This window comes from Flavobacterium sp. JLP (genome assembly GCF_015350755.1).
Taxonomy (GTDB): Bacteria; Bacteroidota; Bacteroidia; order Flavobacteriales; family Flavobacteriaceae; genus Flavobacterium.
This window is the reverse complement of record NZ_JADKPS010000008.1, coordinates 75,141-93,300: the sequence shown is the minus strand read 5'-3', so window position 1 is coordinate 93,300 and position 18,160 is coordinate 75,141. Positions and strand designations below refer to the sequence as shown.

The window sequence follows — 18,160 nt, the reverse complement described above, 5'->3', positions numbered from 1 at the left end:
TTCCTTTTGACAGCAAGACAATTCTCGTGCCAATTTTTTAGATTTTAAAAGTTTACTGCTAAAGTTTTTTCAGAAGTAAAAGGTTTCCATAAATACTTAGTAACTTTGCGGCATGCAAATCGAGAAAAAAGACATAAGAGCCTTATCAAAAGATCAGTTACGAGATTTTTTTGTCGCAAATAATGACAAAGCTTTTCGTGGAAATCAAGTCTATGAATGGTTGTGGAGCAAAGGAGCGCACAGTTTTGAGGATATGACGAATGTTGCCAAAACAACACGTTCTATGCTTGAAGAAAATTTTGTTATCAATCATATTAAGGTTGATACGATGCAGCGAAGCAGTGACGGAACAGTAAAAAATGCCGTTCGTCTTCATGATGGTTTGGTTGTAGAATCTGTTTTGATTCCGACCGACACTCGAACAACTGCTTGTGTTTCAAGCCAAGTAGGCTGTAGTTTAGATTGTAATTTTTGCGCTACTTCACGCTTAAAAAGAATGCGAAATCTAGAGCCAGGCGAAATTTATGACCAGATTTTGGCAATAGATAAAGAAAGCCGTTTATATCATAATCATCCGCTTTCGAATATTGTTTTTATGGGAATGGGCGAACCTTTAATGAATTACAATAATGTCATCAAAGCGATAGATATGGTAACGTCATCTGAAGGCTTAGGAATGTCGCCAAAACGTATTATGGTATCGACTTCTGGAATCCCAAAAATGATCAAAAAAATGGCTGATGATGAGGTGAAATTCAAATTAGCTGTTTCACTGCATTCAGCAATCGACGATATCAGAGCTCGAATTATGCCTTTCAGCAAGAATTTTCCCTTAGCAGATTTACGTGAGGCATTAGAATATTGGTATAAAAAAACCAAAAGTAAAATCTCTTATGAATATGTAGTTTGGAAAGGAATTAATGACGATAAAGCTTCGATTGATGCATTAGTGAAATTTTGTAAATATGTGCCTTGCAAAGTCAATTTAATCGAATACAACCCAATTGATGATGGAGAGTTTCAGCAAGCTTCAGAAGAATCAATAATGGCTTACATTAAAGCGCTGGAAAATATTGGAATAGTGGTGAAAGTACGCCGAAGCCGAGGAAAAGATATTGATGCAGCCTGTGGTCAATTAGCCAATAAAGAAGCAGAAATGTAATATAATATTTCGTAGAAATATATTATCATGAGAAAAAAAAAATATTCAAAATGAGGATAATGTTCCATCGCAACATTTGATAGCATTATGATAAACAAAAAAGCATTAAAAACGAGAGCCTTCTTGTTTTTAATGCTTTTTTTTTGGGCAAAAAGGATGATTCTATTTTTTCAAATCGATTTCTTCCGTTACTCCATCTTTTGTAATCTTAGCAAGCGTATCGCAATCTCCGGTGCCATAATCAATAACTGCTGTTGCTCCATTTTTAGTAATTGAAACAACTCCTTTAACAGCAAATGACTTTTTGCAGGAAGCTTTAAATTCTAAAGGTGTTGTGATTTCAGCTGAAAAAGTATCTCCATTCGGGAAAGTTGTTGTACCGCTTCCTGTTACCACAAAAACATTATCTTCCCAGTTAAACCACGTGTCATAACCAGCAGTCATTTCTTTAACCAAAGAACCTTTTCTGCTGTATACTTTTCCATCATCAAAAGTAATAGTCAAATCAATAGCTGCAGTCAAAACGGGATGCGCTGTCGCTAATAAATCTGTTGTTTTTACAGTTCGCACTAAGCTTTTGCTTCCTTGAAGTTTTTTGCCATTGTGATAAAATCCGTCAAAAGTATAGCTAATAGTCTGGGTCGAAGCTGAAAAATCATTAGAGAAAGAAATAACCATTTTTCCTTTTACTGTATTTCCGTTTTCTAATGTACATCCTTCAACGCCAAAATCGACTGTTCTTGTCCAGGTATTATTTGTTAAAACTGTTGTAATAGTAGCACAGCTCGGAAGAAAGTTTTTTACAGGTCCGCTTGGTTTTGCAGCTATATTTTGCTGTGCGTTAAATTGATCTTCGGCAATGTTTGTTACATCATCTATAGAGGCATCTATAGTAGAATTTGTAATAATTTCATCGTTTGAAATTTTTGCTGATGAACCGTTATTTGTTTTTTCATCAGAATTACAGCTGATAAAAAAAGATAAAGCGACTAATGTTCCAATAAATAAAAATTTTGTTTTCATAATAAATTAAGTTTTACGTGATTTTAATTAATGAATTCAAATTAGGCTTTAACTAGATTGTGTTTTCGGTGTGGTTTTTTAGATTAGTGTATAAAATATTCATATACTAACATAAAATACACAACGTATTTTTATTTAAAATAGTATATTTGAAATCGAAATGAATATTACTTCTCAAATAAAACAGCCCATCTTTAACGAGATGGAACTTTTTGAAACAAAGTTCCATGAATCGATGACTTCAAAGGTTGCATTGCTGAACCGCATAACCTATTACATCGTAAATCGTAAGGGAAAACAAATGCGTCCGATGTTTGTTTTTCTGACTGCAAAAATGGTTTCTGGCGGTATTGTAAACGAGAGAACCTATCGTGGCGCTTCAGTTATTGAATTAATTCATACTGCAACTTTAGTACACGATGATGTAGTAGATGACAGTAATCGCCGTCGTGGCTTTTTCTCCATAAATGCACTTTGGAAAAATAAGATTGCCGTTTTAGTTGGTGATTATTTGCTTTCAAAAGGATTATTGCTTTCTATTGATAATGGCGATTTCGATTTACTACGAATTATTTCAGTTGCCGTTCGTGAAATGAGCGAAGGAGAATTACTTCAAATAGAAAAAGCCCGCAGACTTGATATTACAGAAGATGTTTATTACGAAATTATCCGAAAGAAAACAGCAACACTTATTGCCGCTTGTTGTGCGCTCGGTGCAAAATCTGTAATTGAAGATGATGTTCAGGTAGAAAACATGCGAAAGTTTGGTGAGTTGATCGGAATGGCTTTTCAAATCAAAGACGATTTATTTGATTACAGCGAAGAAGCCATCGGAAAACCAACGGGAATAGATATTAAAGAGCAAAAAATGACTTTGCCTTTAATTCACGTTTTAAATACTTGTACCCCGCAGGAAAAAAAGTGGCTGATAAACTCCATCAAAAACCACAACAAAGACAAAAAACGTGTCAAAGAAGTGATTGCCTTTGTAAAAAACAACAATGGTTTGGCTTACGCCGAAAACAAAATGGTGCAATTCCAGCAGGAAGCACTTTCTCTGCTTCAAAACTTCGAAGATTCTGAGTATAAAGAGGCGCTGACTTTGATGGTAAACTACGTCATCGAAAGAAAAAAATAATTAGAAAATTTATTAATTAGATAATTGATTTACTTTGTTGTGAATCAATTGTTTGTTTCTGTGCGAATGGAATTTTGGATTTTTTTTATTGAAAATTTTCCTATCTCATGCAACCATTTCAAATCGACAATCGTCTATGCTAATAGAAGTCTGTTTCTAAAACCAAAAACCAAAAGCGTATAAATGAAAATTATTCATTTACATCAAGAAGAAACCAAAATCATAAAGTTGGCTGTCGAAAATAATCGTCAGGCACAACAGCAGATTTACAGTAAGTTTTCTTCAAAAATGTTGAGTGTATGTCGACAATATATAAAAGACATTCAATTGGCAGAAGATGTAATGATTACGGCATTTATGAAAGTGTTTACGAATTTAAAAAACTTCGAACACAAAGGAAGTTTTGAAGGCTGGATCCGCCGAATTATGGTTAACGAATGCATTTCTTATTTAAGAGTTCAGAAAAAAGTAAAATTTGCCGAAGATGAGTTTTTTGTTGAAGAAAGCTTTAATGAAATCGATAGCCAGTTTACAGTTGAACAAATTCAATTTTTGATAGACGCTTTGCCAGATGGCTATAAAATGGTTTTCAATTTATACGCTATTGAAGGCTACAAACACAATGAAATTGCCAAGATGTTAGGAATTAATGAAGGAACATCAAAATCGCAATTATCGCACGCTAGAAAAATGCTGCAAACACAAATTACTATTTTAAAAAAACAAGATAATGGAACCGAATAATTTTGAAAAGGATTTCCGTGAAAAACTAAACGAGCGCAAAATTGAACCAAGCAACAAAGCCTGGGACAGATTAGATGCTATGTTGAGTGTTGCTGAAGAAAAAAAACAACCTAAAACGAAAAACAGAAAATGGTTGTATATCGCAGCCAGTTTTATAGGGTTTTTGTTGGTTGGAACTTTCTTTTTGAATCAAAATAAAAATGCAGTTGAAATTCCAAAAACTGTAGTTGTTGAAAAAGAAGTTGAAAAAGAATCAGTTGCAAAAACTACTCTAAACAATGTTGATTCAATAAAAACGGAAAATGTAATTGCTGAAAGAAATTTAGAAGACACTTTAACGAAACAACAAAAAATAAATAATCAAATTTCAAATAAAACCAGTAAAAATGAATCAAAACAAATAGCGGAGTCTTCAATCATCATCAAAAACAATCAAGAAAAACAATCAATCAATAATCAAACTTCAGTCGCAGAAAATCCTAAAAAAGAAACTGTTGATCAGTTGTTAGAATCTGCAGAAAAAACAGTTGTGGCTGAAAGTTCGGAAAAGCCAAAATCAAAAATTAAAATCAATGCCAACGATCTTCTTAATCAAGTCGACGGCGAATTAGAACTTTCGTTCAGAGAAAAAGTAATTACAAAAGTCAATAAAAATTACCAAACGGTAAAAGTGGCCTTGTCAAACAGAAATAAACAAGAATAAGTTATTAAACATCAATTACAATATCAATTGCGATCCAATATAATCTTATATAATAAAAGCAGATAATTTACAATTCACAATTTATAATTCATAATCAAAAATCATCAATCAAAAATCAATCAATCATGAAAAATTTTACCATTTACCTCGTAATTCTAGTATTCTTATTTGTCAGTAAAGTGCTTGGACAAGAGAGTTTTGAATCTAAAGCAAGAAAAATTGCCAATAAAATAGAGAAAATTACAAAAGAAGAAAAAGCAACTCTAAAAGAAGAAGTTGAAGCTGTAAATGTTCAATTATCTGAAGGAAAAATAACTCAGGAACAAGCAGATAAACGCAAAAAAGAATTGGCAGAAGCAAGAGCCGTAATCATCGAAGAAAAAGTGACTTTGGCTCAAAATGAACTTAATGATTTAGTGCAGCAAAAAGTCGACGGAAAAATCAAAGAACAAGATTCAATAAATAAACATACACTGGTTATTCACTGGAATGACAGAGATTGGGAAAAGCGCCATAAAGATTCTATTCGAGGCGAAAGAAGAACTACATCGCAATTTGTTTTTGCAATGGGTTTAAATAATACAATGGTCGATGGCAAACTTCAGGATTCGAATTATAGTTTTATGGGTTCACATTTTTACGAATGGGGTTTTACCTATAACTCTAGATTAATGAAAAACGATAATTTATTGCATGCAAAATACGGACTTTCATTGATGTATAATAATATCCGCCCGACAGATAACAGAAGTTTTGCGGTAGATGGCGATCAGACTAATTTAGAGACAAATGCTATAAATCTTGAGGAATCTCGTTTTAGAAACGTTTACTTAGTAGCACCGGTTCATTTAGAATTTGATTTTTCTAAACCTAAAGAAAGCAACGGAAAAACCTATTTTAGAACGCATAAAAGTTTCCGTTTTGGAGTTGGAGGTTATGCAGGAATCAATGTAAAATCAAAACAAATTTTGAAATTTGATGACAATGATTATAAAAGCACACAAAAAACAAAAGGCGACTTTAATACCAATAACTTCATTTATGGATTAAGTTCTTATATCGGATATAAAGAATTGAGTTTGTATTTAAAGTACGATTTGAACCCTTTATTTCAAGATAATTTAATCAAAGAAAATAATATATCATTAGGATTACGCTTAGATTTGAATTAAGTATATTAAGTTTAGTTAGTGAAAAAAGTGCTTCGAAAGAGGCACTTTTTTTATTTGAAATCGACAAATTTCAAGATGGATTTGTGTACTTTTACAGGCTTTCAACTTAAAAAAATATTTACGTTTTGATTTCACAAAGTACAATTGATTCTGTTTTTGAAACTGCTCGAGTAGAGGAGGTTATTGGTGATTTTGTCAACTTAAAACGTGCCGGAAGTAACTTTAAAGGCTTGAGTCCGTTCTCAGATGAGCGTTCTCCGTCGTTCATGGTGTCGCCTGCCAAAGGAATTTGGAAAGACTTTAGTACAGGAAAAGGAGGGAATTCGGTTAAATTTCTGATGGAACATTCACAATTTACCTATCCGGAAGCTATTCGATATTTGGCTAGAAAATACAATATTGAAATTGAAGAAACAGAACAGACGGATGCTGAAAAAGCCATGACGGATGTTCGCGAAAGCATGTACTTGGTTTCGGAGTTTGCAAAAGATTATTTTCATAAAACACTTTTAAATTCAGAAGAAGGAAAGGCAATTGGACTTTCCTATTTTAAAGAAAGAGGTTTTACAAACGAAACCATCAAAAAGTTTAGTTTAGGATATTCTCCGGAAACTTGGGATGCTTTGACTAAAGAAGCTTTAGGCAAAGGATACAAACTTGAATTTCTAGAAAGTACCGGTTTGACAATTGCCAGAGAAGATCGTCCTTTTGACCGTTTTAAAGGACGTGTAATGTTTCCTATAGAAAGTATGTCCGGACGTGTTTTAGGTTTTGGAGGGCGTATTTTAACGAATGATAAAAAAGCGGCGAAATACTTAAACTCGCCAGAAAGTGATATTTACCATAAAAGTAAAGTGCTTTATGGAATTTTTCAGGCAAAACAAGCAATTGCCAAACAAAACAATTGCTATTTGGTTGAAGGTTATACCGATGTAATTCAGTTTAATCAGGCGGGAATTGAAAATGTCGTGGCTTCTTCAGGAACTGCTTTAACGCCAGATCAGATTCGATTAATTAATCGTCTGACCAGAAACATTACCGTACTTTTTGATGGCGACGCTGCAGGACTACGTGCTTCTATACGCGGAATCGATTTGATTCTGGAAGAAGGAATGAATGTGAGAGTTTGCAGTTTTCCTGACGGGGAAGATCCGGACAGTTTTGCCAGAAAAAATTCGCACGACGATTTAGTAGCCTATTTAGAAGAAAATAGTAAAGATTTTATACAGTTCAAAGCTTCAATTTTAATGAATGAAGCTAAAAACGATCCTATAAAAAAGGCCGACCTGATCAGAGATATGGTAACGAGTATTTCTAAAATACCAGATCGTATTCAACGAGAAGTGTATATTCAGGAATGTGCCAGAATTATGGATATTTCGGAACAGGTTTTGGTAAGTACATTGGCGCAATTGATTCAAAAAGATATTGCCGAAGCTAACAAAAAGCAAAAACAGGAACAAAAACCTTTTGAGGTTGTCAGAAACCAAAATTCAAAAAATGCTGGTTTTTCAGGAGGAGATCCAGAAGATCCAAGAATGGGACCTCCTGATGATTATCCAGGAGAACTGGGATATCCAGGACAGCAAACTGAAAAAGTAGATATTTTATATCGTTTAGAACGAAAAGTAATTGAGATTTTATTGCTTTACGGAGATAAAACCGAAGAATTTGAAGATGTTCTTTTGAAAAGCAATGAAGAAGGCGAAATCGAAATGATTACGGAAAAGAAAGAATACAAAGTTTTTCAGCGAATTTATTTGAGTTTGCAGGAAGACGAAGTAGAGCTTTCTAATAATTTATTCCGAGATATTTTTACCGACTTAACTTCGTTTTATCTTCAAAATGAAAAATTCAGTTTAGAGCAGTATTTAATGCGTCTACAGCCAGATTTTGCTCAAGAGGTAACGGATATTTTGATGGAAGATGAAAAAGTAACACTTCACAATTGGGAAGGGCAAAATATTTTTGCAAAAGACAAACAGGCGAGTATCGCACAATATGTTACGGAAACTATTATGTCTATGCGCTGGTTTTTGGTTGATCGAATTATCGAAGAATTAAAAAGCTCCATACAACCTGATAATTCAGATAATACGGAGCTTTTGTCTATGGTAGTCGACTACTCAAAACTAGTTAATTCGTTCTCAAAAAAACTCGGAAGAGTAATGTCAAGATACCATTAAATAATTTCTAAAGTCTTTGCCTTATTTACTAAGTCAACTAAATTAGTAACATTCAATTTAGTCAATAATCTTAATTTGTAAGTACTGATCGTTTTTTCGTTCAGGTTTAAGATTTTAGAGATTTCATTGTTTTTCTTACCATCGCTTAAATAGCGTAAAACTTCGATCTCGCGATTTGAAAGTTTTCTGTACAAACGTTCGCTTTTGCTTTGTTTAGCAATTAGAGCCATGTTTTTACGAACAGTTTCGTTGATGATAATTTTTCCTTCATGTACTTTAATAATAGAAAGACCTAATGTTTCAAGTTTTTCTGTTTTGTGCACATACCCAGAAACTCCTGCTTTAATTGCATTTGGAGCATACATTTGTTCAGCGAGGTCACTAAAAATTACAATTTTTGTTTTTGGGAAGTTCTTCAGGATCGATTTAACTTCGAAGATGCTCGAAAGACCTTCTAACTCTAGATCTAGAATTAGGATGTCGATCTCCTTCGTCTGAAGAATATCTCTAACCATTGAAAAATTGCCTACGTTGGCAACAATTGAAATTTGATCGTGGTCTTTGAAATAAGACTTAACGCCAAAGTGAGTCACAGGATGATTGTCTGCAAGACATACTTTAATCATAATTTTTACCTTTTTAGAATTATTATCATGTTTTTGGAACGGTAAAATTAATAAATAAATTCTGTAATTAATAGCTGACAAATGTTAAAAATTTCTACTTTAACGTTTTTGGTATTAAACAAACGGGTATTGCATCCATTTTATGCTTGTTGCTGGTGTTTAAACGTTTATAAATTTCAAAGACAGATTTTTCTCTCCCATTAAAGTCAACCGCCGTCTTTCCTGACGCCGCCGCTTCCATCGCCCATTCAAGCTCATCATAACTTGCTCCTAATTGATCTTCATCGGTTCTATTGTCACCAAATAATCCATCTGTTGGAGCAGCTGTTAAAATTGATTGTGGAATTGTTAAAAATTCTCCTAAAGCATAAACATCAGATTTCATTAAATCTGCGATCGGACTTAAATCGACGCCGCCATCTCCATATTTAGTATAAAATCCTACACCAAAATCTTCGACCTTGTTTCCTGTTCCGGCAACTAAAAGACCATGAATTCCGGCCAAATAATATAAAGATGTCATTCGAATACGAGCGCGCGTGTTTGCTAAAGAAAGGCTCACCTTTGCTTCGTCATCAGATTTTGGTACAGATGCCTTAAATGCTTCGAAAACCGCTGTTAAATCAGTTTCTACATTCGAAACGTTCGGAAAACGTTTTTTTAATTGCTCAATATGTTCTCTTCCTCTTGAAACTTGACTTTCTGCTTGATGAATAGGCATTTCAACACATAAAACTTTTAAGCCGGTCTGTGCGCATAGTGTTGAAGTTACTGCAGAGTCAACTCCACCAGAAATTCCGATTACAAAACCATTTACTTTTGCATTGTTAGCATAATTTTTTAGCCACTCTACAATGTGGGTATTTACTTTTTCTGTTTGAATAGTACTTTTTTTAGCCATAATAGTTCAAGTTTTAAGATACAGGGATGTATATTTGCACAAATATTTTTAAGTATGTGTATTTTTTAAATTTATGCAACACAAATCTAATTAAAATAAAATGAAAATATATCGCTTTGCAGTGGTTCTGTGCTTGTTTTTTTTGTCTTGTGATCAAAAAAGCAAAGTAGAAAAAGAAGTGGAAGAAATTCCGGTTGATATTAAAGTAGAACGTTTTGATAAAGTGTTTTTTGAGACCAAACCAGAAGATTTGGCGAAAGTAAAAAGACAGTATCCTTTCTTTTTTCCGGCTGGCAATGATGACTCTGTTTGGCTAAAGAAAATGCAGGAACCAATTTGGAGAGAAGTATATGAAGAAGTGCAGAAAAAATATTCCAATATTGAGCCTGTTCGCCAAGAATTTAATTCGCTTTTTCAGCATGTAAAATATTATTTTCCTAAAACAAAAACGCCAAAAGTAATTACGGTAATTGGGGAAATGGATTATAATGCCAAAGCAATCTATGCAGACAGTCTGGTAATTGTTGCATTGGAATTGTATTTAGGAAAAGAGCATAAATTTTATGAGTTTCCAACTTACTTAAAGCAAAATTTCGAAGAAAAACAGATTATGCCAGATGTCGTATCTAGTTTTGCTTACAGAAATATTCCTGCTTTTCCAGACAGAAATTTAGTTTCTCAAATGATTTTTGAAGGAAAACAATTGTATGCAAAAGATTTATTGCTGCCAGAATATACAGATGCTGAAAAAATAGGCTATACGCCAGAACAAATAAAATGGTGTGAAGAAAATGAAGCTTATATGTGGCGTTATTTTATCGAAAAACAAATGCTGTACAGCGATGATCCGAAATTGACAACACGATTTATGACACCGGCACCTTTTTCTAAATTTTATTTAGAAATTGATAACGATTCGCCAGGACGCATAGGAGCTTGGATTGGCTGGCAGATTGTTCGTTCTTATATGAAAAATAACAATGTTGCATTGTCAGAATTGTTAAAAGTGAATGCAAAAGAAATTTTTGAAAAGTCAAAATATAAACCTAAGAAATAATGTCAGATACAATAAACTCAGAAATTAGATTCAATATAGAATTAGATAAAAACCGTGTTCCAGAAAAATTAACGTGGAGCGCTCAAGATGGCGGAGTGCAGGCAGAAGAAGCAAAAGCAATTATGCTGTCTATTTGGGACAGTAAAGCTAAAGAAACAATGCGTATTGATTTATGGACGAAAGATATGCCGGTTGATGAAATGAAAATTTTCTTTCACCAGACTTTAGTAGCAATGTCTGATACTTTTAAACGCGCAACAGACGACGAAAAAATGTCAGACACAATGAAAGATTTCTGTGATTATTTTGCAGAAAAACTAGAATTGACGAAATAAAATTTCCTTAAATTTCAATAAATAAAAATCCCAAATTCCAATTTTAAAACTCGGAATTTGGGATTTCTATTTATTGAAATTTGTTTTCTTAAAACTGACTATTATTTTTAAAAACCTCCTGATTTACTTCGTCAATGTAAGCTAAAAGCTCTTCTTTTCCAGTCGATTCTGTAGATGAGGTTACAAAATAATGGGGCATTTCTTCCCAGTTATTTGCAAACATTTGTTTTTTGTATGCTGCAACGTGAGAATCAACTTTTACTTTACTGATTTTATCTGCTTTCGTAAAAATAATACAAAACGGAATTTCGCTTTCTCCCATGTATGACATAAATTCAATATCAATATTTTGAGCTTCGTGGCGAATATCAATTAAAACAAAAGCGCAAACTAATTGTTCTCTGGTTTCAAAATAATCAGTAATAAATTGCTGAAAAACTGATTTTGTTTTTTTGGATACTTTGGCGTAACCGTAACCCGGCAAATCGACTAGAAACCAATTGTTGTTAATCTTAAAATGATTAATTAATTGTGTTTTTCCTGGTCTTCCTGAAGTTTTTGCTAAATTTTTATGATTGGTAAGCATATTGATCAAAGACGACTTGCCTACGTTTGATCTTCCGATAAAGGCATATTCTGGCAAAAATTCCTGAGGGCATTTTGCAACTTCAGAATTGCTGACAATAAATTCGGCGGTTGTAATTTTCATGTTTTTGGGTTTTTAAAACCTCCTAAAGTCGAGAGATAGATGCTATAAATTCTTTTTAACGAGCCATTCTTCAAGAATATTATTAAATTCCTGAGGATGTTCCATCATAGCAGCGTGTCCACATTTGTCTATCCAATACAAAGTTGAATTAGGCAATAATTTATCAAATTCTTCGGCAACATTTGGTGGTGTTACAGCATCGTTTTTACCCCAAATAATACAGGTTTCCACTGTCATTTTTGGTAAATCTTTTGCCATATTATGACGAATTGCACTTTTTGCAATCGTTAATGTTTTAATCAATTTTATGCGGTCATTAACTGTTGCGTAAACTTCATCAATAAGTTCTGGAGTAGCAATAGCAGGATCGTAAAATACATCTTCAGCTTTCTTTCTGATGTATTCGTAATCACCTCTCTTTGGATAACTGTCGCCCATCGCACTTTCATAAAGACCAGAACTTCCGGTAATTACAAGTCCAGCTACTTTTTCTGGATATAATTTAGTGTGATAAAGTGCAATATGTCCTCCAAGGGAGTTGCCTAATAAAATAACCTGATCAAAACCTTTAAAAGTTATAAAGTCTTTAACGTACTTGGCAAAGCTTTTCACGTTAGTTTTTAAAATACTTTGAGTATAGATTGGCAAATCTGGGATTACAACTTTGTATCCTTTTGTTGGGAAATATTCCGCTACAGCATCAAAGTTACTTAGGCCTCCCATTAAGCCATGTAAAATAACGATAGGAGTTCCTTCTCCAGCTTCATAATAGCTGTATTTGCCTTCTTTTTTGTAGTGTTTGTCCATTTAATTTAATGCCAATTTCAATTTGGACAAATATAGGGTTTAATAAATAAAAATGAATTTTTGCTGCCATTTTTTAACTAGATAATTTCAGTAGAATATATAAGTGTCTAACAATCAGATTTTAGGCGTGTTTTTGGTAGTTTTCCTAAATGTTAAGAAACTGACATAATAGTTACTTTTTTAAGAAAATCAGTGCGTATTTTTTTTGAATGATTACTGTTATTGGGAATTCACTAATGATTAGCTAAGGTATTGATTGTCCATAAATTAAGCGTAGTGGTAGAAAAGTGGTTAAACTTATTAACAAAGTGGTATTTTGTGGTAAAATGTGGTATTTTTTTTTATATTTTTGTCCTATAACATATTAATTGATTTTTCTTGAACACAATTGTCGGAACATATGAGTGTAAAGTCGATGCTAAAGGAAGGCTAATGATGCCTGCACCTTTAAAAAAGCAATTGGCTTCTTCTCTTCAAAACGGATTCGTTTTGAAGCGCTCTGTTTTTCAGCCGTGTTTAGAATTATATCCGATGGAAGAGTGGGACTTGATGATGCAAAAAATCAACAAGCTTAATCGTTTTGTGAAAAAGAACAATGATTTCATCAGAAGATTTACTGCTGGTGTTAAAGTGGTAGAGATTGATGCATTAGGAAGGTTGTTGGTCCCAAAAGATTTGGTAGCCTTTTCAAGTATTTCTAAAGATGTTGTTTTCTCATCTGCGGTTAATATTGTGGAAATTTGGGATAAAGATTTATATGAAAAATCAATAAGCGGCGAAGATATGGATTTTGCAGATTTAGCCGAAGAAGTAATGGGAAATATTAATGACGACGACAATGGAATATCATAATCCGGTTTTGCTTCATCCTACAGTTGATGGTTTAAATATTAAGCCTGATGGAATATATGTAGACGTGACGTTTGGAGGCGGTGGGCATTCAAAAGAAATTTTGAGAAGATTAGGGCCAAACGGAAAATTATTTGCTTTTGATCAAGACGAAGATGCACTTGCAAATGCATTGCCAGATGAAAGGTTTACTTTGATAAATGAGAATTTCAGATTTATAAAAAGGTTCTTGCGTTTTCATGGTGTAAAAAGTGTTGACGGAATTTTAGCTGATTTGGGAGTTTCATCACATCAGTTTGATGTTCCGGAAAGAGGTTTCTCTACCAGATTCGATGCCGAACTGGATATGCGGATGAGTCAGAAAAATGATTTGAATGCTTATCGAGTGGTTAACGAATATGAAGAACAGGATTTACGTCGTGTTTTTTTTGATTATGGAGAGTTGAAAAATGCGCCAGTTCTTGCAAGAACAATTCTAGAGGCTAGAGAATATCAGCCAATTAAAACTACAGATGAATTGAAAGTAGTTTTAGCAAAATATTTACCTGAAAGAGTTCGAAATAAAATATTGGCTCAAATTTATCAGGCGATTCGAATCGAGGTAAATCAAGAAATGGATGTTTTGAAGGAATTTATTGAGCAATCGTTAGAAATTCTAAATCCGGGTGGAAGATTTTCTGTAATCTCATATCATTCTTTAGAAGACAGATTGGTAAAAAGATTTATTAAGAATGGAATGTTTGAAGGAGAACCAGAACGTGATTTCTTCGGAAATTTTTCAGTTCCTTTTAAAACAATCGGAAAATTGATTGTTCCTGATGATGCAGAGATCAAAATCAACAATCGAGCAAGAAGTGCAAAATTGAGAATTGCAGAGAAGATATAATATATAAGGTATAAAAAAATGAAAGGTGGAGTATTTGGCATATTAAAAGCAAGGTTTCTTATAAATGATGACGCTGTAAAAAATTGGCGATTCATTGTTTTTATCATTTTGCTTGCCATAATAATGATTGCCAATACACAGCGATACGAACAAAAGGTTTTTGAAATTGCAAAACTGAACAATGAAGTAAAAGAATTGCGATCTGAATTTGTAGACCGACGTTCAGAACTAATGAAGTTAAAAATGGAATCAACGATATCGGATAAAATGTTAGAAAAACAGATTTTTCCATCGACAGTTCCTCCAGTAAAAATAGAAGTTAAAAAAGAAGAAGAAAAAAGTTTCTTTAAAAGAATATGGCAGTAGACGATAAACATATATCCTACAGAATTTACCTCGTAGCAGTTTTCATCTTCGTGATGGCAATTGCTATTGTTGTTAAATTAACCAATATTCAATGGGTTGAAGGAGATTATTATAGAAAACTCGCCAAACAGCGTACAGTTAGAAATTTTGTGATTCCGGCAAATAAAGGAAATATTTATTCGGCTGATGGAAGTTTACTGGCAACATCAATTCCCAATTATGAAATTAGATTTGATGCAAAAGCGCCAAAAACAGAAACTTTCGAGAAATTCGTAAAAGCATTATCAGATTCATTGGCAACTGTTTTAGATAGACCAGGAGGTTATTATGAGCAGGAATTAAGAAAAGCAAGAGCCAATAAAAACCGCTATTATTTAATTGCCCGTAATTTGAGCTATACAGAATATGTAAAAATTAAAGGTTTTCCATTATTCAATTTAGGTGCTTTTAAAGGCGGGATTATAATTGAACAAGAAACCGTTAGAAAACACCCGATAGGAAAAATTGCTGAAAGAACAATCGGTTACGATCGAATTGATCCTGCAACAGGAGTAGAAGTAGGAAAAGGAATCGAGTGGGCTTTTAAAAGTTATTTAAACGGAAAAGACGGTAAGATTTTAAAGCAAAAAATAGCAAAAGGACAATGGAAGCCAATTCGTGACGTCAACGAAGTTGATCCTCAAGATGGCTATGATGTTATTTCGACAATCGATGTTTTTATTCAAGATATAGCACATCATGCTTTATTGAAACAATTAGAAGATTATGGAGCAGATCATGGTTGTGTGGTAGTAATGGAAACAGAAACAGGGCATGTAAAAGCGATTTCGAATTTAGGAAGAGCAGAAGACGGGTCGTATTATGAAACAACAAATTACGCAATTGCTGAATCTCACGAGCCAGGATCGACTTTTAAATTGGTCGATTTAATGGCAATCTTAGATGATAAAGTAGCAGATACAAGTACGGTTTATGATAGTCATGGCGGAGAAATTAGATATTACGGAAGAGCTGTTCGTGATTCGCATAAAGGCGGTTATGGAAAAGTTTCATTAGCACGCGGATTTGAGCTTTCATCAAATACGGTAATGGTTCAGGCAGTTTACGAAAATTACAAAAGTAACCCCTCTAAGTTTGTAAATCATATTAATGCGTACGGATTAAATAAGACATTAGGATTGCATTTTAAAGGAGAAGGTAAGCCATATATTCCACAGCCTGGAGACAAACATTGGTCAGGAACTACGCTTCCATGGATGGCTTTTGGATATAATGTTTCGGTTACGCCAATGCAGACTTTAACCTTATATAATGCAGTTGCAAATAATGGTGTAATGGTAAAACCACAGTTTGTTTCAGAAATTAAAGAATGGAATAAAACGATTAAAAAATTCGATACAGAAGTAATTAATCCGAGGATTTGTTCTCCTGAGACATTAAAAAAAGTAAAAGCGGTTTTGCAAAATGTGGTAAAAAAAGGAACAGGTTCTAAGTTATATTCTAAAGATTTTTCGATGGCAGGAAAAACAGGAACAGCTATGGTGAATTATGGTAAAGCTGGAAGAGAAGGAATGTATTATGCTTCTTCTTTTGCAGGATATTTTCCAGCTGATCACCCTAAATATTCTTGTATTGTAGTGGTTCATAAGCCAAATACAGCTAATAATAATTATTATGGAGCAGACGTTGCAGGACCGGTTTTTAAAAGAATTGCTCAAAAGATTTTTACAGACGCGCCTTCAACAAATAAAATTAAAAAATTAGATTCTCGAGTTCCAAAACAAGATTCTAGTTATGATAAATATTATGCTGTTGAAGCCAATAAAAAATCAAATCAGGTTCCGGATTTAAAGGGAATGCCAGGAATGGATGCTATTGCACTACTAGAAAACTTAGGTTTAAAAGTAAAGGTCAATGGAGTGGGAAAAGTAAAAAAACAGTCTTTGCAAGCTGGACAAAGTATTAGTAAAAACACAACTATAGTATTAGAATTATCGTGAAAATACTGAAAGACATATTATATAAAGTAGCTATTGAATCTGTAACAGGTTCGACAGAAATCGATATACATAAAATTGATTTTGATTCAAGAAAAATTGAGACAAATGATGTTTTTGTAGCCATCCGCGGATCCCTTTCTGATGGACATGATTATATCGAAAAAGCAATTCAGCTTGGTGCAATTGCAATAATCTGTGATACGCTTCCAGAAAATATTGAAAAAGGAATTACCTATATAAAAGTAAAAGATACAAATACAGCTCTTGCTTTTATGGCTGCTAATTATTTCGGAAATCCATCTGAAAAATTAAAGCTTGTTGGTGTTACTGGGACAAACGGAAAAACAACAATAGCGTCATTATTATTTCAATTGTTTCAAAAAGCAGGATTTAAAGTCGGTTTATTATCAACTGTAAAAATAATGGTTGATGAAACAGAATATAAAGCCACACATACCACACCAGATTCGATTACAATAAATCATTATTTAAATGAAATGATTGAAGCTGGCGTAACACATTGTTTTATGGAAGTGAGTTCACACGGAATTCATCAAAAAAGGACTGAAGCTTTGCATTTTGTGGGCGGCATTTTTACAAATCTTTCGCACGATCATCTAGATTATCATCCAACTTTTGCAGAATATAGGGATGTAAAAAAATCGTTTTTTGATTCATTGCCAAAAACAGCTTTTGCTTTATCAAACATCGATGATAAAAATGGGACTGTAATGCTTCAAAATACGGTTGCACGAAAGTTTACATATGCTCTAAAATCATATGCTGATTTTAAAGCAACGATTTTAGAGAGCCAATTATCAGGATTATTATTAAAAGTAAATGACAATGAAGTTTGGGTAAAACTTATTGGAACTTTTAATGCTTATAATGTTTTAGCGATTTACGGAACGGCTATAGAGCTAGGAATGGATAGTCTTGAAGCGTTGCGCTTGTTGTCTGATTTAGAGAGTGTTTCGGGTCGTTTTCAATATATTGTTTCAGAAGGAAATATTACAGCAATCGTTGATTATGCACATACGCCGGACGCTTTAGATAATGTTTTAAAAACGATAGACGATATCCGTACTAAAAACGAACAATTGATTTCAGTCGTAGGTTGTGGCGGAAATAGAGATAAAACGAAAAGACCAATTATGGCGAAAATTGCTTCAGATCTTAGTGATAAAGCAATCTTAACGTCAGACAATCCTAGAAATGAAGATCCGGAAGTGATTTTAGATGAAATGGAGAAAGGAGTAGAAGCTCATAATTATAAAAAAATATTAAGAATTACAGACAGAAAGCAAGCTATAAAAACAGCTTGTCAATTGGCGCAGCCAAATGATATTATTTTAATTGCTGGTAAAGGACATGAAACGTATCAGGAAATAAATGGAGTTCGTCATCATTTTGATGATATGGAAACTGTGAAAGAAATTTTAATTCAATTAAACAAATAATCGTTAATCGGGCTTCTGTAAGGAACAAACTAACAC

Annotated in this window: 18 protein-coding genes; 13 read left to right on the top strand and 5 right to left on the bottom strand. The window is 33.4% G+C overall.

Features of this window, described 5'->3' with window-relative positions; translation table 11 throughout:
• Nucleotides 1-112 precede the first annotated feature (112 nt).
• Entirely contained in the window at nucleotides 113-1,162 is a 1,050-nt protein-coding gene (gene rlmN / locus IRZ83_RS17410; protein ID WP_029273272.1) for a 23S rRNA (adenine(2503)-C(2))-methyltransferase RlmN, read from the top strand.
• A 162-nt stretch (nucleotides 1,163-1,324) separates the two neighbouring features.
• On the opposite strand, the gene IRZ83_RS17405 is transcribed toward rlmN, so the two are convergent.
• On the bottom strand, nucleotides 1,325-2,185 hold the full coding sequence (locus tag IRZ83_RS17405; protein WP_194570497.1) for a hypothetical protein: 861 nt from the start codon (nucleotides 2,183-2,185) through the stop codon (nucleotides 1,325-1,327).
• A gap of 160 nt (nucleotides 2,186-2,345) precedes the next feature.
• Between IRZ83_RS17405 and IRZ83_RS17400 the strand changes: the two genes are divergently transcribed.
• From IRZ83_RS17400 to dnaG, 5 genes are all read left to right on the top strand, one after another.
• A complete protein-coding gene (locus IRZ83_RS17400; RefSeq protein WP_194570496.1) occupies nucleotides 2,346-3,323 on the top strand; it encodes a polyprenyl synthetase family protein in 978 nt (325 codons plus the stop codon).
• Nucleotides 3,324-3,506: 183 nt separating this feature from the next.
• On the top strand, nucleotides 3,507-4,067 hold the full coding sequence (locus tag IRZ83_RS17395) for an RNA polymerase sigma factor (RefSeq protein ID WP_029273277.1): 561 nt from the start codon (nucleotides 3,507-3,509) through the stop codon (nucleotides 4,065-4,067).
• Nucleotides 4,054-4,770, top strand: coding sequence for a hypothetical protein (locus IRZ83_RS17390; protein ID WP_194570495.1), 717 nt, complete (start codon nucleotides 4,054-4,056; stop codon nucleotides 4,768-4,770). The genes IRZ83_RS17395 and IRZ83_RS17390 overlap by 14 nt, the downstream gene beginning before the upstream one ends.
• Before the next feature lie 125 nt (nucleotides 4,771-4,895).
• The gene (locus tag IRZ83_RS17385; RefSeq protein ID WP_194570494.1) at nucleotides 4,896-5,942 is read left to right on the top strand and encodes a hypothetical protein; all 1,047 of its coding nucleotides are present in this window, start codon (nucleotides 4,896-4,898) and stop codon (nucleotides 5,940-5,942) included.
• A 125-nt stretch (nucleotides 5,943-6,067) separates the two neighbouring features.
• On the top strand, nucleotides 6,068-8,128 hold the full coding sequence (gene dnaG / locus IRZ83_RS17380) for a DNA primase (protein WP_194570493.1): 2,061 nt from the start codon (nucleotides 6,068-6,070) through the stop codon (nucleotides 8,126-8,128).
• Here the strand turns inward: dnaG and IRZ83_RS17375 are convergent.
• A complete protein-coding gene (locus tag IRZ83_RS17375) occupies nucleotides 8,125-8,754 on the bottom strand; it encodes a response regulator transcription factor (RefSeq protein WP_026730588.1) in 630 nt (209 codons plus the stop codon). The genes dnaG and IRZ83_RS17375 overlap by 4 nt on opposite strands.
• A gap of 94 nt (nucleotides 8,755-8,848) precedes the next feature.
• Nucleotides 8,849-9,655: an NAD(+) synthase gene (gene nadE, locus IRZ83_RS17370; RefSeq protein WP_194570492.1), complete on the bottom strand. Its 807-nt coding sequence runs from the start codon at nucleotides 9,653-9,655 to the stop codon at nucleotides 8,849-8,851.
• A gap of 100 nt (nucleotides 9,656-9,755) precedes the next feature.
• Between nadE and gldB the strand changes: the two genes are divergently transcribed.
• Together gldB and gldC are read left to right on the top strand one after the other, a co-directional pair.
• Nucleotides 9,756-10,712, top strand: a complete 957-nt coding sequence (gldB, locus tag IRZ83_RS17365; protein WP_029273282.1) for a gliding motility lipoprotein GldB — start codon at nucleotides 9,756-9,758, stop codon at nucleotides 10,710-10,712.
• Nucleotides 10,712-11,047, top strand: coding sequence for a gliding motility protein GldC (gene gldC / locus IRZ83_RS17360; protein WP_194570491.1), 336 nt, complete (start codon nucleotides 10,712-10,714; stop codon nucleotides 11,045-11,047). Before gldB ends, gldC begins: the two co-directional genes overlap by 1 nt.
• A gap of 88 nt (nucleotides 11,048-11,135) precedes the next feature.
• Here gldC and yihA read toward each other — a convergent pair whose 3' ends face one another.
• Both yihA and IRZ83_RS17350 read right to left on the bottom strand, forming a co-directional pair.
• Nucleotides 11,136-11,756, bottom strand: coding sequence for a ribosome biogenesis GTP-binding protein YihA/YsxC (gene yihA / locus IRZ83_RS17355; protein WP_029273284.1), 621 nt, complete (start codon nucleotides 11,754-11,756; stop codon nucleotides 11,136-11,138).
• A 42-nt stretch (nucleotides 11,757-11,798) separates the two neighbouring features.
• Nucleotides 11,799-12,563 (bottom strand): alpha/beta fold hydrolase, encoded by a 765-nt coding sequence (locus tag IRZ83_RS17350; RefSeq protein ID WP_029273285.1) that lies wholly within the window; start codon nucleotides 12,561-12,563, stop codon nucleotides 11,799-11,801.
• A gap of 378 nt (nucleotides 12,564-12,941) precedes the next feature.
• Between IRZ83_RS17350 and IRZ83_RS17345 the strand changes: the two genes are divergently transcribed.
• The 5 genes from IRZ83_RS17345 to IRZ83_RS17325 are packed head-to-tail and all read left to right on the top strand — an operon-like array spanning nucleotide 12,942 to nucleotide 18,124.
• Complete coding sequence (locus IRZ83_RS17345; RefSeq protein WP_029273286.1) at nucleotides 12,942-13,415, top strand: division/cell wall cluster transcriptional repressor MraZ; 474 nt, start codon at nucleotides 12,942-12,944, stop codon at nucleotides 13,413-13,415.
• Nucleotides 13,390-14,298, top strand: coding sequence for a 16S rRNA (cytosine(1402)-N(4))-methyltransferase RsmH (gene rsmH / locus IRZ83_RS17340; RefSeq protein ID WP_194570490.1), 909 nt, complete (start codon nucleotides 13,390-13,392; stop codon nucleotides 14,296-14,298). The genes IRZ83_RS17345 and rsmH overlap by 26 nt, the downstream gene beginning before the upstream one ends.
• An 18-nt stretch (nucleotides 14,299-14,316) precedes the next feature.
• The gene (locus tag IRZ83_RS17335; protein ID WP_029273288.1) at nucleotides 14,317-14,664 is read left to right on the top strand and encodes an FtsL-like putative cell division protein; all 348 of its coding nucleotides are present in this window, start codon (nucleotides 14,317-14,319) and stop codon (nucleotides 14,662-14,664) included.
• Entirely contained in the window at nucleotides 14,655-16,664 is a 2,010-nt protein-coding gene (locus IRZ83_RS17330) for a penicillin-binding protein (RefSeq protein WP_194570489.1), read from the top strand. The genes IRZ83_RS17335 and IRZ83_RS17330 overlap by 10 nt, the downstream gene beginning before the upstream one ends.
• Nucleotides 16,661-18,124 carry a UDP-N-acetylmuramoyl-L-alanyl-D-glutamate--2,6-diaminopimelate ligase gene (locus IRZ83_RS17325; protein WP_029273290.1) on the top strand — a complete coding sequence of 488 codons (1,464 nt, stop codon included), beginning with the start codon at nucleotides 16,661-16,663 and terminating at the stop codon, nucleotides 18,122-18,124. Before IRZ83_RS17330 ends, IRZ83_RS17325 begins: the two co-directional genes overlap by 4 nt.
• Nucleotides 18,125-18,160 lie beyond the last annotated feature (36 nt).

Excerpts from the sequence above, each read along its gene's own strand:
- rlmN (WP_029273272.1), top strand. The coding sequence starts at position 113 with ATGCAAATCGAGAAAAAAGACATAAGAGCCTTATCAAAAGATCAGTTA.
- IRZ83_RS17405 (WP_194570497.1), bottom strand. The coding sequence starts at position 2,185 with ATGAAAACAAAATTTTTATTTATTGGAACATTAGTCGCTTTATCTTTT.
- IRZ83_RS17400 (WP_194570496.1), top strand. The coding sequence starts at position 2,346 with ATGAATATTACTTCTCAAATAAAACAGCCCATCTTTAACGAGATGGAA.
- IRZ83_RS17395 (WP_029273277.1), top strand. The coding sequence starts at position 3,507 with ATGAAAATTATTCATTTACATCAAGAAGAAACCAAAATCATAAAGTTG.
- IRZ83_RS17390 (WP_194570495.1), top strand. The coding sequence starts at position 4,054 with ATGGAACCGAATAATTTTGAAAAGGATTTCCGTGAAAAACTAAACGAG.
- IRZ83_RS17385 (WP_194570494.1), top strand. The coding sequence starts at position 4,896 with ATGAAAAATTTTACCATTTACCTCGTAATTCTAGTATTCTTATTTGTC.
- IRZ83_RS17375 (WP_026730588.1), bottom strand. The coding sequence starts at position 8,754 with ATGATTAAAGTATGTCTTGCAGACAATCATCCTGTGACTCACTTTGGC.
- nadE (WP_194570492.1), bottom strand. The coding sequence starts at position 9,655 with ATGGCTAAAAAAAGTACTATTCAAACAGAAAAAGTAAATACCCACATT.
- gldB (WP_029273282.1), top strand. The coding sequence starts at position 9,756 with ATGAAAATATATCGCTTTGCAGTGGTTCTGTGCTTGTTTTTTTTGTCT.
- gldC (WP_194570491.1), top strand. The coding sequence starts at position 10,712 with ATGTCAGATACAATAAACTCAGAAATTAGATTCAATATAGAATTAGAT.
- yihA (WP_029273284.1), bottom strand. The coding sequence starts at position 11,756 with ATGAAAATTACAACCGCCGAATTTATTGTCAGCAATTCTGAAGTTGCA.
- IRZ83_RS17350 (WP_029273285.1), bottom strand. The coding sequence starts at position 12,563 with ATGGACAAACACTACAAAAAAGAAGGCAAATACAGCTATTATGAAGCT.
- rsmH (WP_194570490.1), top strand. The coding sequence starts at position 13,390 with ATGACGACGACAATGGAATATCATAATCCGGTTTTGCTTCATCCTACA.
- IRZ83_RS17335 (WP_029273288.1), top strand. The coding sequence starts at position 14,317 with ATGAAAGGTGGAGTATTTGGCATATTAAAAGCAAGGTTTCTTATAAAT.
- IRZ83_RS17330 (WP_194570489.1), top strand. The coding sequence starts at position 14,655 with ATGGCAGTAGACGATAAACATATATCCTACAGAATTTACCTCGTAGCA.